Origin of the sequence: Pigmentiphaga sp. YJ18, assembly GCF_038066655.1 — a bacterium.
Taxonomy (GTDB): Bacteria; Pseudomonadota; Gammaproteobacteria; order Burkholderiales; family Burkholderiaceae_B; genus Pigmentiphaga.
Genome location: NZ_JBBUKU010000001.1, coordinates 2,226,143 through 2,239,969, shown reverse-complemented (window position 1 = coordinate 2,239,969; position 13,827 = coordinate 2,226,143). Strand labels below are relative to the sequence as shown.

Genomic DNA, 13,827 nt, shown 5'->3' with positions numbered 1-13,827 from the left:
GTGCAGCCCAGGCCCATGAAACAATACCTCGACCTCGTCCAATCCGTCCTCGACAACGGCTCGTGGCAAGTGAACAGAACGGGCATCCGCACCCTCAGCCTGCCCGGCGCCGCGCTGCGGTTCGACCTGCGGCAGGGGTTCCCGGCCGTCACCACCAAAAGGCTGGCGTTCAAATCCGCCATCGGCGAACTGGTGGGCTTCCTGCGCGCCTCGCGCAACGCCGCGGAATTCCGCGAACTGGGCTGCAAGGTCTGGGACCAGAACGCGAACGAGAACGCGCAATGGCTGGCCAACCCCTATCGCGAAGGCGACGATGACCTGGGCCCGGTCTACGGCGTCCAATGGCGCAAGTGGCCGGCCTACAAGGTGCTGGACGCATCGCGCGCCGCCCAGCTGCAGGACGCGCTGGGCCGCGGCTACGCCCGCGTGGCCGAGTTCGACGAAGACGGCGCGCGCAAGGTGCTGCTCTACAAGGCAGTCGACCAGTTGCGCCAGTGCCTGGACACCATCCACGACAACCCCGGCGACCGCCGCATCCTTTTCCATGGCTGGAACTGGGCGCAGATCGAGGAAATGGCGCTGCCGCCCTGCCACCTGCTCTACCAGTTCCTGCCCAACGCGACCACGCGCGAGATCTCGCTGTGCCTGTACATCCGGTCGAACGACATCGGCCTGGGCACGCCCTTCAACCTGACCGAGGGCGCCGCGCTGCTGCATCTGGTCGGTCGGCTGACCGGCTACCAGCCGCGCTGGTTCAGCTATTTCATGGGCGATGCCCACATCTACGAGAACCATCTCCCCATGCTGCGGGAGCAACTGACCCGCACGCCCTTCCCCGCGCCGCAGCTGGCCCTGTCCGACCGCATCCCCGACTACGCCGTCACCGGCAAGTACGAGCCGGAATGGCTGGAACGCGTGGAGCCGGGCGACTTCTCGCTGGTCGGATACGAACACCACGCGCCGCTCACGGCGCCCATGGCTGTCTAGGGCCGACTCACTCGGGCGCCAGCCCGGCCGCCTTCACGCCCTCGCGCCACCGGGCCAGGTCCGCCTGGATCTGCTCGGCATAGCGCCGGGGCGTCGTGCCTTCCGGTGCCAGGCCCAGCCCCTCCAGTTGCCGCGCGACGTCCGGCAGCTTCACGATGGCCGCGATCTCGCCCTGCAGCTTGTCGACGATCGCCTGCGGCGTCCCGGCCGGCGCCATCATCCCGTACCAGGAATTGATCTCGTAGTCCGAAAACCGCTCGGCAATGGCCGGCAGCTCCGGCTGCAGCGTCGACCGCTGGCGCGTGCTGACCGCGATGCCGCGCAACTGCCCGCTTTTCAGATACGCCACCGCCCCCGAGATGTTCAGGAACGCCATGTCGATCTGCCCGCCCAGCATGTCGGTAATGACCGGGGCCGCGCCCTTGTAGGGCACGTGCAGCAGCTCCACGCCCGCCTTCTTGCCCAGGATCGCCCCCGCCAGGTGCGTCGTGCTGCCCGGCCCCACCGACCCGTAGGACAGCTTGCCGGGATGCGCCTTGGCATAGGCGATGAGTTCGCCCAGATCATGGATGGGAAGCTGCGGCCGGACCACCAGCACCAGCGGCGCCGACACGACCTGGGTGATGGGCGCGAGGTCCTTCACCGGGTCGTAGGGCATGTCGCGTTGCAGGGCCGGGCTGATGGTGATGGGCCCGACGTGCGAGAACAGCAGGGTGTAGCCGTCCGGCCGGGCCCGGGCGACCATGGCCGAGCCGATCACGCCATTGGCACCGGCGCGGTTCTCGACCACGAACTGCTGCCCCAGGCGCTCGGACAATTTCTGCAGGATGGGGCGCGCCACGGCATCGGCCGGGCCGCCTGGCGTCCAGGGGTTGATGACGGTGACCGGACGGGCCGGGTAGGACTGGGCCAGGGCGCCGCCGGCAGTCAGCAGCCCGGCGGCCAGCGCCACCCATGGCCGGCGCGGCGGACGACGCCCAGCGGGGCGCGCGGGATCGATCGACATGACAGGTCTCCTTTATCGTTATTCGGGTCCGGCGTTCAGCACTCGGGAATCCGGGAGCCGAGTTCCGACACGCCGTAGAACTGCAACACCTGCTCGAAGCGGCGCGGATCCGGCGACTGGTGGAAATAGCCGTGGTCGCTGGGCCGCATGCCGCTCAGGCGGCGCAAGTCCACCATCATCTCGGCCATCTTGAACGAGACGGCCAGCCCGTCGACCACGGTGGCGCCACCTATCCGATCGACGCCCGCTTTCGACAGCAGCAGGTTCATCGGCATCTCTCCTGGCACGATCACATCGGCGCCGGTCTCGCGCACCAGCTTCTCGCCCTGCTCGACGATGCGGGCCACCACGGCGTCGCGCCGCGACGGGTCCATGTGCCCGGCCAGCACGTCCTGGAACGACACGCCGGCGTGCTCGATGCCGGCGAAGCGGTTCTCCAGTCCCCAGTGGCGCAATTGCTCGGGCCAGAAATCCAGCCGCTCCTTGATGAAGAACAGCATGCCGGCGCGCCGGCCGTACAGGCCCGCGAGATTGAACGCGGCTTCGCCGTAGCCGACCACGGGTATGTCGACGATGGTCCGGATTTCGCGCGCCATCGGGCCGGCGATGCTGGCCAGCACCATCGCGTCGAAGCCCTGTTTCTGCGCCTCACGCGCGGCGGCCAGCCATTGCAGGCCGTGCATCCAGTACAGCACGCCGTAGGCCAGGTCCGAGCCCGGGTAGTCGCTGGTGTAGGTGCCGGGTATCTGCCCGTGCAGCACGACCTCGGTGTCGGGCCGCACGACCTCGCCTATGCGCAGCTTGAGCGCCTCGGCATAGGCCGGCAGGTCCTGCAGTACGGTAAAGCTCTGGTGCCAGATGCGCATGATGGTTGCTCCGGGGGGTCAGGGGATAGAGGCTTCGCGCTGGCGCGCCCACTCGCGCAGGACGTGGCGCTGCAGCTTGGAACCGTTGGCCGCCGTATGGTAGGGCAGCTCGTCGACGAAATAGACGGCCCGCGGCGTCTTGAAATTGGCGATGCGCGCGCGGCACCAGGCGATCAGTTCGTCCGCGTCCGCCGACATGCCCGGACGCAGCCGGACGAAGGCCACGGGCACCTCGCCCAGCCGCGGATCGCTGCCCGCCGCGACCGCGACGTCGGCGATCGCCTCGTGGGTCCGCAGCAGCCCTTCGACCTCCTGCGGCGCGACGTTGAAACCGCCCACCTTCAGCATGTCCTTGAGCCGGCCCACGTAGAACAGGAAGCCGTCTCCGGTCCGCACGCCCAGGTCGCCGGTATGGAACCAGCCGTCGCGAAGCGCCGCGGCGGTGGATTCGGGATCGTTGTAGTACCCCCGCATGACCGTGGGCCCGCGCACGACGATCTCGCCTTCCTGCCCGGCCGGCCGGTCCAGGCCGGATTCGGGATCCACGACTCGCACCTCGGCGCCTTCGGCCACGCGTCCGCCCGCCTTCACGCTCACCTCGAACGCATCGTCCAGGCGGTTGTACAGAATCATGGGATTGGTCTCGGTCATGCCGTAGGCATGGATGAAACGATGGATGCCCAGCCCGGGTCCCATCTCGCGTGCCAGCGCCTCGTCCAGGCCGGCGGTGAAGGCGATGGTGGCCCGGCGTTCGGGCTCGTCGCCCGAGGGATTGCGCCGGCACGCCACCATCAGTTCACGGATCTGCACGTCCACGCCGTGGATCACGGTGCACCGCTGCGCGCGCAGCAGCTCGGCCGCTTCGTCCGGCCGGTAGCTGTCCTGGAAGACCAGCCGCGCGCCGGCGCCCAGGGTGGACAGGACCTTGTTCGCGCCACCCGAGATGCCGAAGAACGGATACAGGGTCAGCACGCCCTCGCCCGGCTCCAGCTCCAGCCAGCGGCCGCCGCGCACCGAATGCGGCAGCAGGTTCGCATGCGTCAGCGGCACGCCCTTGGGAAACGATGTCGTGCCCGAGGTATAGAACAGCACCGCGACGGTCTCGGCGTCGTCCGCGCGGGGCGGCGCGCCATGCTCGTCCAGATACCGCCGGCCCGACTCGACCAGGTCCGCCGTATCCCGCGCATCCGCGGCGGGCGCCGTATGCACGCCGATCACGGTTTCCAGCGCCGGCAGCGCCGCCTCCGCGCGGGCCTCGGCGATCTGGCCCGCGTAGTCGTGGCCCAGATAGCTGCCCATGGCGATCAACGCGCGGGCGCCGGAATGGCCCAGCACGTGCCGCAGCTCGCGGCTGCGGAACCGCGGATTGACCGGAACGAGCACCGCCCCCAGCCGCGTGACGGCGAACAGATACAGCACCCACTCCGGAAAGCTCGACAGCATCACGCCGACCCGGTCGCCCGGCCGGATGCCTTGCCGCATCAGCGCCCATTGCAGCGCGCACGCGTCGCGCGCCAGTTCCGCGTAGGTCCAGCGACGAAGGCCGGGGCCGTGCTGGCGATCGCTGGCCACCAGGGCCTCGCCATCGCCGAAGCGCGCGCCGATCTCGTCGGCGAAGCGCCCCAGGGTCCAGCCGTCCACCTCGGCCAGCGGCCCGTTCGACGCCGACGTCATGCGAACATCTCCCGGCCCAGGCACGCCCGCGCGATCTGGTTCTTCTGGATCTCGCTCGTGCCCTCGCCTATGCGGAAGGCGCGGACATCGCGATAGATCATCTCCACCGGCGATTCGGCCATGTAGCCCGCGCCGCCCAGCAGTTGCAGCGCGCGGTCCGCCACCCTGCCCGCCATCTCGGTGGCCGACAGCTTGGCCATGGAAACGGCCGCGCGGGCGTCCGCCCCCCGGTCCATCTCGCGCGCCGCCGCATAGAGCAGGGCGCGCGACTGCTCGATGTCCACCGCCATCTCGGCCACCATCCATTGCAGGCCCTGGAAGCTGCCCAGCGCCCGCCCGAACTGTCGGCGCACTCGCAGGTGCTCGGTCGCGTAGTCGTAGGCGCGCTGCGCCATGCCCACGCAGTGGGCCGCCACGCCTATGCGCGACTCCAGGATATTGGCCAGCCCCAGCCGCAGGCCGCCGCCGATCTCGCCCAGCACGTTCGCATCGGCCACGAACACCTCGTCGAACACCAGCTCGCACACCGGATAGCCGCGCCATCCCATCTTGCGATGGACCCGGCCCACGGAGAATCCCGGCGCGCCTTGTTCCACCACGAATGCGGCCGGCACGTCGCCGTCGTCATGCCGCGCCTTGGCGATCACGATGATCCGGTCGGCATGGTTGCCGTGCGAAATGAAGTGCTTGGTGCCGCTCAGCCGCCAGCCTCCTTCCACGCGAGCCGCGCGGGTACGGATGGCCGCGGCGTCCGACCCCGCGCCGGGCTCGGTCAGGGCGAAGGCCCAGACCTCTTCGCCGCGTACGGCCGGCGCCAGCAGGCGTTCGCGCTGCTCGCCGCGGCAGGCCAGCAGGGCCTTGGGCGGACGGCCCGCCATGTCGGCCAGCGCCACGCTGGCCTGCCCCAGTTGTTCGCGTATCAGGACCTGCGCCAGATAGGGCAACCCGGGGCCGCCAGCCTCTTCCGGCATGTTGAAGCCGAACAGGCCCAGCTCCACCGCCTTCGCCCGCAGGCCGCGGGCCAGCTCGGGCGGCACGCGGTCGGCGCGCTCCACCTTTTCTTCGTGGGGCCACAACTCCTTCTGCACGAACTGGCGCGCCAGATCGGCGAACTGCACGAACTCCGCGGGTATCAGGTAATCCATGTCAACCTTCTGCAACGACGAATACGGGAATCGATACAGCGGGATCGGGCGACGGATCGAAGCGGCAGCGCACCCGCAGGCCCGCCCGCAGCGCACCGGCCTCGGTGCCGACGATACGGGTGAACAGGCGCACGCCTTCGTCCAGTTCGATGAAGGCCACGACGTAGGGCACATCGGCCTGGAGTTCCGGGCGCGGCGCCCGGGTCACCACGCTCCAGGTCGACAGGCGTCCGCCGCCGCTGGCCGGGCGCCAGTCCAGCGCGCCGCCGCACCCCCGGCAGACGGCCCGGGGCGGCCACTGCCACGCGCCGCAATCGCCGCAGCGGGGCAGGAGCAGCACACCCCGCCCGGCCGCCTCGCGATACGGTGCCAGCGGTCCCGGGGAAGAAGCGGGCCTCATCGCGGCGCTCCCAGCAGCAGGACGCCATGCGTGGCGAACACGCCGCCCATGCCATGCGCGAGCGCCAGCCGCCTCTTGCCGGCCTGGCGCGCGCCGGCTTCACCGCGCAGTTGCACGACCGCCTCGACCACGTTGCCCATGCCCCCGGCCCGGGCGGGATGTCCATGCGACAACAGGCCGCCGTGGGTGTTCACGGGCAGCGCGCCCGCCGGGCCGAAACGGCCGTCCAGGAAACTCTTGCCCGCGTGTCCCGGCTCGGCCAACCCCAGGTCCTCCAGGTTCACCAGCATGGCGATCGTGAAGCAGTCGTAGACCAGCGCCAGATCGATATCGCCCCGGTCCGCTCCCGCCTGCCGCAATGCCGCGTCGAGCGCCCTGCCGGCCGAGAACGCCGTCAGCGACGCGGCCGCCGACAGATGCATGTGGCTGGTGGCGAAACCCGTACCCCGAACCGGCACCCGGCGCGCGCCCGGCGTCGCGGTCACCACCAGGGCACCACCGCCGTCGGACACCGGCGCGCAGTCCAGCAGACGCAGCGGATCGGCGATCAGGCGGCTGGCACGGTGGGCCGCCGCATCGATGGCTTCCCGATGGTGCGCGTTGGGATGCACGGCCGCGGCCCGCCGGTCGTGCACCGCCACGGCCGCCAGGCCTTCGCCGATGTCGCCCCAGCGCTGCGCGTAGGCGCGGGCCACCAGGGCGAACATCGCGGGAACGCTGGGGCCGTAGGGCACTTCCCATTCCGGATGCACCGGCCCCGCCTCGGCCAGGGTCTTCACATAGGCATTCCGCGACACCGCGCCCAGGGGCATGTCGGCGGCCACGATCAGGACCGTGGTCGCGCCGCCGCCGCGGATCAGGCCGCGCGCGGCCTCCACCATCGCCATGGGCGCCGCGCCGCCGGCCTCCAGGGTCCAGGCCACGGCGGGCTCGATGCCCAGGTGTTCGGCCAGGGCGGCGGCGTGGATCAGATAGGGGTCGGTGCGGGGCGGGACGGTCAGCACCGCGTCGACCTGCGCCAGGTCCATGCCCGCGTCCTCGAGCGCGCGGCGGGCCAGCTCCACGTGCAGCGCCATGGTGTCCGGCAAGGGCGACCGGCCTTGCGGCAGCTCCCCCACGCCGGCGATGTAGGCTTCGTCCATGGTCAGCCGGCCTGCGTCTCGCGGTCGACCGCCGCGCAGACCGCCACCCGCCCGTTCGCGCTGCCGAACTCGACGCCCAGTCCATGCACGCCGGGGGACTGCTCGTAGGCCCGCACCACGGTCGCCAGCGCTTCCTCGATGTCGCCCGGCTCGGCCGGCCATTCCTGCAACTGCTCGCCCAGGTCGTCCACCAGGGCCAGCAGATCCGCGGCGGAGGCGGGCAGCGCGCGCACCACGCGGTGCGTGCCGACCCGGTAGGCCGGCAGCCAGTTGGCCATGACCACCGGGCCGAAGTCCCTGTCCGATGCGATCTCCACCCGCAGCCAGGGCACGGACGACGCCGAGAGACCCAGTCCATGCCGCGCCAGCAGCTCGCCCGCCTGCCGGCCCCGGACTGTCCGGCCATCCGCCGCGCGCGCCGGCAGCGGCGGCGCGGGTACGGGCTCCTCGGCAGGACGGCACGCGATCCGCGCCAGCGCGCGCAGGCACAGTTCGGGATCGAGCAGCACGGCAATGCCGTGCTCGGCCAGGGCCGCGTGGACCTCCGGCGCCAGCGGTACGCCGCAGCACACCACCATGGCCTTGCCCGTGGCATTCACGAACTCGATCAGCATGGGGTAGTAGCGATCGATGATGGGCCGCCCGAACAGCATCCAGACATTGATGCTGTCGTCCTCGCGCAGCGTCGCCAGCGTGTGTCCGAGGATTTCCCCGCGCGCCACCACGTCCGCCGACAGGTCGACCGGATTGCTGGACGACCCGTAGACCGGAATGCCGCGGTCCAACGCCTGCTGAATCGCGGGTGGCAGCTCCGGCAGCTCCAGGCCCGCCTGGATCACGTGATCGGCGATGACCGAGCAGGCGCCGCCCGAGGCGGAGATGATGCCCACGCGCGGCCCCAGCCGGTCGCCCACGCTGGTAAGCAGCGTCATCACATAGCTCAGCTCCGACAGCGATACCACCTGGATCACCCCCAGTTGGCGGAAGACGCCCGCATACACGTCGCGGTCGGTGGGATGGCGGGCGGTATGCGCGATCGTGGACCGTACCGAATCGGGATACTCGCCGGCCTTGAGCACGACGATGCGCTTGCCGGTGCGCCGCGCCGCCTCGGCGGCGGCGATGAACTTGCGCCCGTCCCGGATCCCCTCCATGTAGCAGATGATGGTGTGGATGTCCGGGTCGGCGCTGAAGTGGGCGATAAAATCGGCCGTCTCCAGCGTGGCTTCGTTGCCCAGGCCTACCCAGTAGTCCACGCCTATGCGGTTGAGCTGGAGCGACGAGAAGATCAGGCCGCCCACGCTGCCGCTGTGCGTGACGATGGCCACGCCGCCGCGCTGGCCGGTGTCCCGGCCGTACCAATCGGCGAAGGTCAGCGGCAGCCGCTTGCGGAAATTGACCATGCCGACGGTGTTGGGCCCGACCACGTGCATGCCGGTCTCGCGGCACAGGCGTTGCAGGCGTGCCAGGCGGGCCCGCCCCTCGTCGCCGCTGCGGCCTTCGCCGAAGCCGCCCGTCATCAGCACGCAGAACTGGACGCCGCGCCGCGCAGCCGCCTCGATCGACTCGAAGGCGGCTGCGATGGGGACCACGCACACCAGCAGGTCGACCGGCTCGGGCAAGGCCTCGACCGACGGATAGCACGGCATGTCCGCGACGGTCGCGTAGCGGGGGTTGATGGGGTAGACGCGGCCCTCGAAACCGCTGCGCGACAGAAAGCCCAGGATCATCCCGGACAGCTTCGAGGGATCGGCCGACGCCCCCGCGATGGCGATGGAACGCGGCTCCAGCAAGCCTTGCAGATTCATGACTAGGTTTCTCCGTCCTGGCGCGATGCGCGGCTACCGGCCCGAAAAGCGCGGGGGCCGCTTCTCCAGCCAGGCCTCTACGCCCTCCGCCTTGTCCTCGGTGCCGCAGACGATGCCGAACAACCGCCGCTCGTAGTCGAGCCCATCGGCCCGCCCCAGGTCGCCCGCGCGGCGGACGCACTCCATGATGGCCCGCATCGCCACCGGCGGCCCCGCCGCCAGCTCCTGCGCCAGTGCCAGGCCGCGCTGGCGCAGTTCATCGGCCGGCGCGATCTCGGTCACCAGGCCCGCGTCCAGCGCTTCCCGGGCATCGACGATGCGGCCGCGCAGCATCAACTCCAGCGCCCGCCCTTCCCCCACCAGCCGCGGCAGGCGCTGCGTACCGCCCAGCGCGGGGAAGATGCCCAGCTTCACCTCGGGAAAGCCGCCCCGGAAATCCTCGGACGCCAGCCGCACGGTGAACGCCAGCGCCAGCTCCAGTCCGCCTCCCAGCACGTACCCGTGCAGCGCGCCGACCACGGGCTTGGACAAGGCCTCGACCATCGTGTCCAGGCGCTCGGGCGCCCACCCGGCTTCCAGCATGGTCCGCGCCCGCAGTTCGCGGATGTCCGCGCCGGCGCAGAAATGGCGTCCTTCTCCGGTCACCAGTACCGCCCTCACGCCGGCGTCGGCCTCGGCCTGCCGGAACGCAGCGGCCAGCGCCTGGCGCACCGGCGTGTTGAGGGCATTGCGGGCATCGGGCCGGTTCAGCGACACGTGCATCACCGCGCCCTCGCGGCGCACGAGCACCGTATCGGCGGCCGGTTCGCAAGCGGATCGATTCATGGGCATGTCCTGCTCGGTCAGTTGTCGAGCTTGATGTTGAGCCGGCGCATCAGTTCGGAGAACTTGCGGATCTCGGCCTTGACGAAAACGGCCGCCTCTTCCGGCGAGGTCCCGCGCGCTTCGCCGCCTATGGACTTGAAGCGCTCGGACAACTCGGGCGTCTTGAGCGCCGCCAGCGTGGCGGCATTCAGCCTGGCGATGACCGCCGGCGGCGTGGTGGCCGGCACGAACAGCCCATACCACCCCATCGTCTCGACATCCACGCCCTGCTCCCTGGCGGTCGGAATGTCGGGCAGCATCGGCGACCGCTTGGCCGTGGTGATGGCGAGGGCCCGCAGTTGGCCGCTCTGGATGGCCGGCGTGGCCAGCGACGAACCGGCGATCACGTAGTCCACCTGGCCGCCGATGAGATCGGTGATGGCCGGCGCCACGCCCCGGTAGGGCACGTGCAGCGCCTCGATGTCGGCCGCGGCGTTGAACGAGGCCTCGGACAAGTGGATGGACGTGCCGATGCCCGAGCTGCCGTAGCGCAGCTTGCCCGGATGGGCACGCGCGTAGGACACCATGTCCTGCAAGGTCTTGAAGGGACTGTCCTTGCTGACCAGCAGGATCTGGGCACCGGAGAATAGCACCGAGACCGGCGTCAGCTCGCGCAGGAAGTCGTAGGGCAGCGTGCGGCCACTGGCCGTGTTGATGGTGGCGGCGTCGCCGCTCAGCAGCAGCGTGTAGCCGTCGCCCGGCGCTTTCGCCACATAGTTCACCCCGACGATGGTGCCGGCCCCGTCGCGGTTGACCACCACCACCGACTGGCCCAGCTCGCGCTGCAACTGCTCGGCCACCGAACGGCCGATCACGTCCGCCGCGCCGCCGGGCGCGAAGGGCACGACCAGCCGCAACGGCTTGGACGGGAACGGCTCGCTTCCCTGGGCCAGGCACGGTTGAGCGAACAGCAGCGGCACCAGCGCCGCGGCGGCCGCGAGCACCGCGCGCCGCAAGAAAGGATGAACGGACATCGACGACGGACGCAGCGGACCCATGTTTGTCTCCTCGTGCGGCGGCAGGCCGCGGCGCCCGGACGGGCGGAAGTCTCCCGGCTGCGTGCTTCGCGCGGCCGGATGTTGATCGGCGGCCATTGTGGAATCGGCCCCGGAGAGCGTCCAATGAAGAATGTGGAGGGATTCATTACCCCGGGGTAATGCTGCACCGCACCCAGATACGGCGCCGGCCGCGCCGGTGCTAAGATCGCCCGCACTTCGTGCGACGGAAGCAGGCATGACGCAGCTCGACTGGTACATACGGAACGAATTGCGGCCCCGGCACCTGCGTTTGCTGGTGGCGCTGGACGAGCTGCGTCACATCGGCAAGGTCGCCGCGCACATCAACGTCACGCAGCCGGCCGTCTCCAAGATGCTGGGCGAGATGGAAAAGGGGCTGGACCTGAAGCTGTTCGAGCGCACGCCCAAGGGCGTGACGCCGACGCTTTACGGGGAATGCCTGATCCGCCACGCGCGCCGGCTGTTGAACGATTTTTCCCAGGCGCGGGACGAACTCAAGGGACTGCTGGACGGCGATACGGGCCGCATCCGCGTCGGCGTCCTGTCGAACGTCGTGCCCGCGCTGCTGCCGCGCAGCGTCGCGCTGCTCAAGCAGCGCGCACCCCGAACCAACGTCCTGTTGCGCGAGGGCACGATGGAGCGGCTGCTGCCGCAATTGCTGCAGGGCGAACTCGACCTGATCGTCGGGCGACTGGCCGAGAAGCACGCCTTGCCCGAACTGGGCGGCAAGGTGCTATCGCAGGAGCCGGTGGTGCTGATCGCCCGCCCCGGCCATCCGCTGGCGCGGCGCAAGCGCCTGGAATGGGCCGACATCATGCATTGCCCCTGGGTGCTGCCGTCGTCCGAGGGACTGCTGCACGAGCCGCTGGAGCGCACCTTCGAACAGCACGGTTTCCCGATGCCGGCCGATTTCGTCGAGGCTCTGTCGGTGCAGTTCGTGCTGACCTATCTCCAGGAAACCGATGCCATCGCCACCATGACGCGCGACATCGCCCACCACTACCGGCGCCAGGGCCTGGTGTCGGTGCTGCCCTTCAACTTCCCGAAACTGATGCGCCCATTGGGCATCACATGGAACCGCAACCGGACCATGTCCCCCAGCACGACACTGCTGATCGAATGCCTGGAGGAAGCCGCCGCATCCGGCACGCCGGCCTAGGGTCTGTTTCCCCCTGGGGCCCGCGGCCGGACGGGCATGCCGCGTCAGCCCACGTGCTGGCGCAGGAACTCCAGCGAGCGCGACAGCGCCAGGTCGGCGCTGGGCTTGTCGTACGAACCCCGCATCTCGCAGTTGAAACCATGGCCGGCCGCATACGTGTGGACGATCACGTCGGGCTGGGCGGCGCGGATCTTCTCGACGTCGGTCATCGGAATGGCGTGGTCCTTTTCGCCGAAATGCGCCATGGTCGGGATGCGGGGCTTCTTGTCGGCCATGCCGGCGATGCCGCCGCCATAGTAGGGGATGGCGGCCGACAGGCCGTCCAGGCGCCCGGCCGCGGCCCAGGCCACGGTGCCGCCCCAGCAATAGCCGACGATGCCGACCTTGCCCGCCTCGCTGGCGATGGCCAGTGCGGCGGCGACGTCCTTCAGGGCGTTGTCGATGGAGACCTTCTGCATCAGTTCGCGGCCCTTGGCGATGTCGTCGGGCTCATAGCCCAGTTCCACGCCCGGCTGGACACGGTCGAAGAACGCGGGGGCGATGGCCAGGTAGCCTTCCTGGGCATAGCGGTCGCACACGCCGCGGACATGGACGTTGACGCCGAAGATTTCCTGGCACACGATCAGGCCGCCGCGCGGCTTGCCGGCGGGGTCGGCGCGATAGGCGGAAATGGTGGCACCGTCGGAGGCGGTCAATTCGATCTGCGTTCCCATGATTCCCTTGTCGATTGGTGATGGATGGTTGTCGTGATGCGGTCCAGCCGCGGCGCGAACCGGACCCACAGCCTTGCGTTGTATCAGAAATCCCGCGGCGTGGCAGCCATCCGTCTCAACCGGCGAGTCAATGGGCGCCCTGGGCGTTCATGCTAGATTGCGGGCTGGATACCCCGGATTCTTCCCCGCCATGCCCGCCCAGCTCATCCTTGTCGTCGCCTATGCCAGCAACCGCGTCATCGGACGCGACAATGCCCTGCCCTGGCGCCTGCGCGGCGACCTGGCGCACTTCAAGCGCACCACGCTCGGCCATCCCATCGTGATGGGACGCAAGACCTGGGAATCGCTGGGCCGGCCGCTGCCGGGCCGCCAGAACATCGTCATCACCCGCGACCCGGCCTATGCGGCCGAGGGCGCGACGATAGTGCACACGCTGGAAGATGCCCTGGCCGCGGCGGGCGACGCCGCCCGGGTGTTCGTCATCGGCGGCGCGCAGATCTATGCCGTGGCGCTGGACCGCGCGGACATGCTGATCGCGACCGAGGTGCACGCGGACGTGCCGGGCGATGCCTGGTTCCCGCCGCTGCCCGCCGGCCAGTGGCGCGAGTCCTCGCGCGAGCCCCAGCCGCCCGAGGACGGCCTGGGCTACGACTTCGTGACCTACGACCGGGTACGGGCGTAGGCCACCGGCCCTAGGACAGCGTCCGCCCGGCCAGCCCATGCAGCCAGGCCAGGAACGGCAGGGTCAGCAGGACGCGCTCCCCCCGTGTTTCCTGGCCCGCCGCCAGGGCGAGCGGACAGAACTCCGGCGCCAGCATCACCGAGTGCAGGGGCGAGCCGGGCTGCTGGCGCTTGCACAGGGTAGCCTCGGACTCCAGCCATCCCATGCCCAGCGTCGCGCTGCGCTTGACCAGCAGCGTGGCCTGCCGGTCCGGCACGTCCAGCACCAGCAGCGTGACGCGGCTGCCCGCGGCCAGGCCGGCGGCGAGCGCCGCCGCCAGCACCACCAGCACCGATGCGATCACGATCGGTTTGCGCATCGCCGCC

Annotated in this window: 14 protein-coding genes; 3 read left to right on the top strand and 11 right to left on the bottom strand. The window is 70.1% G+C overall.

Translation table 11 applies throughout. From position 1 onward, the window contains the following. Window positions 1-15: 15 nt before the first annotated feature. Entirely contained in the window at window positions 16-987 is a 972-nt protein-coding gene (locus tag WKR98_RS10800) for a thymidylate synthase (protein ID WP_124688099.1), read from the top strand. 7 nt (window positions 988-994) lie between these two features. Here the strand turns inward: WKR98_RS10800 and WKR98_RS10795 are convergent, their stop codons facing one another. The 9 genes from WKR98_RS10795 to WKR98_RS10755 are packed head-to-tail and all read right to left on the bottom strand — an operon-like array spanning window position 995 to window position 10,890. After that, window positions 995-1,993: a Bug family tripartite tricarboxylate transporter substrate binding protein gene (locus WKR98_RS10795; RefSeq protein WP_341432954.1), complete on the bottom strand. Its 999-nt coding sequence runs from the start codon at window positions 1,991-1,993 to the stop codon at window positions 995-997. A 35-nt stretch (window positions 1,994-2,028) separates the two neighbouring features. Continuing rightward, on the bottom strand, window positions 2,029-2,859 hold the full coding sequence (locus WKR98_RS10790; RefSeq protein WP_341432953.1) for an aspartate/glutamate racemase family protein: 831 nt from the start codon (window positions 2,857-2,859) through the stop codon (window positions 2,029-2,031). Window positions 2,860-2,877: 18 nt separating this feature from the next. Next, the gene (locus WKR98_RS10785; protein ID WP_341432952.1) at window positions 2,878-4,533 is read right to left on the bottom strand and encodes a class I adenylate-forming enzyme family protein; all 1,656 of its coding nucleotides are present in this window, start codon (window positions 4,531-4,533) and stop codon (window positions 2,878-2,880) included. Beyond that, window positions 4,530-5,678, bottom strand: a complete 1,149-nt coding sequence (locus WKR98_RS10780; protein WP_341432951.1) for an acyl-CoA dehydrogenase family protein — start codon at window positions 5,676-5,678, stop codon at window positions 4,530-4,532. Before WKR98_RS10780 ends, WKR98_RS10785 begins: the two co-directional genes overlap by 4 nt. 1 nt (window position 5,679) lies before the next feature. Beyond that, window positions 5,680-6,078, bottom strand: a complete 399-nt coding sequence (locus WKR98_RS10775; protein ID WP_341432950.1) for a Zn-ribbon domain-containing OB-fold protein — start codon at window positions 6,076-6,078, stop codon at window positions 5,680-5,682. Then, window positions 6,075-7,220: a thiolase family protein gene (locus WKR98_RS10770; protein WP_341432948.1), complete on the bottom strand. Its 1,146-nt coding sequence runs from the start codon at window positions 7,218-7,220 to the stop codon at window positions 6,075-6,077. The genes WKR98_RS10775 and WKR98_RS10770 overlap by 4 nt, the downstream gene beginning before the upstream one ends. Window positions 7,221-7,222: 2 nt before the next feature. Further along, window positions 7,223-9,028 (bottom strand): acetate--CoA ligase family protein, encoded by a 1,806-nt coding sequence (locus WKR98_RS10765; RefSeq protein ID WP_341432946.1) that lies wholly within the window; start codon window positions 9,026-9,028, stop codon window positions 7,223-7,225. Between the two features lie 33 nt (window positions 9,029-9,061). After that, the gene (locus tag WKR98_RS10760) at window positions 9,062-9,853 is read right to left on the bottom strand and encodes an enoyl-CoA hydratase/isomerase family protein (RefSeq protein WP_341432944.1); all 792 of its coding nucleotides are present in this window, start codon (window positions 9,851-9,853) and stop codon (window positions 9,062-9,064) included. Between the two features lie 17 nt (window positions 9,854-9,870). Then, window positions 9,871-10,890, bottom strand: coding sequence for a Bug family tripartite tricarboxylate transporter substrate binding protein (locus WKR98_RS10755; RefSeq protein WP_341432943.1), 1,020 nt, complete (start codon window positions 10,888-10,890; stop codon window positions 9,871-9,873). Window positions 10,891-11,125: 235 nt separating this feature from the next. Here WKR98_RS10755 and WKR98_RS10750 point away from each other — a divergent pair, with 235 nt between their 5' ends. Then, window positions 11,126-12,067 (top strand): LysR family transcriptional regulator, encoded by a 942-nt coding sequence (locus WKR98_RS10750; RefSeq protein WP_341432941.1) that lies wholly within the window; start codon window positions 11,126-11,128, stop codon window positions 12,065-12,067. 44 nt (window positions 12,068-12,111) lie between these two features. Here WKR98_RS10750 and WKR98_RS10745 read toward each other — a convergent pair whose 3' ends face one another. Then, a complete protein-coding gene (locus WKR98_RS10745; RefSeq protein WP_124688098.1) occupies window positions 12,112-12,780 on the bottom strand; it encodes a dienelactone hydrolase family protein in 669 nt (222 codons plus the stop codon). Window positions 12,781-12,970: 190 nt separating this feature from the next. Between WKR98_RS10745 and WKR98_RS10740 the strand changes: the two genes are divergently transcribed. Continuing rightward, window positions 12,971-13,462 (top strand): dihydrofolate reductase, encoded by a 492-nt coding sequence (locus WKR98_RS10740; protein ID WP_341432939.1) that lies wholly within the window; start codon window positions 12,971-12,973, stop codon window positions 13,460-13,462. A gap of 10 nt (window positions 13,463-13,472) precedes the next feature. On the opposite strand, the gene WKR98_RS10735 is transcribed toward WKR98_RS10740, so the two are convergent. After that, complete coding sequence (locus tag WKR98_RS10735; protein ID WP_341432937.1) at window positions 13,473-13,820, bottom strand: hypothetical protein; 348 nt, start codon at window positions 13,818-13,820, stop codon at window positions 13,473-13,475. Window positions 13,821-13,827 lie beyond the last annotated feature (7 nt).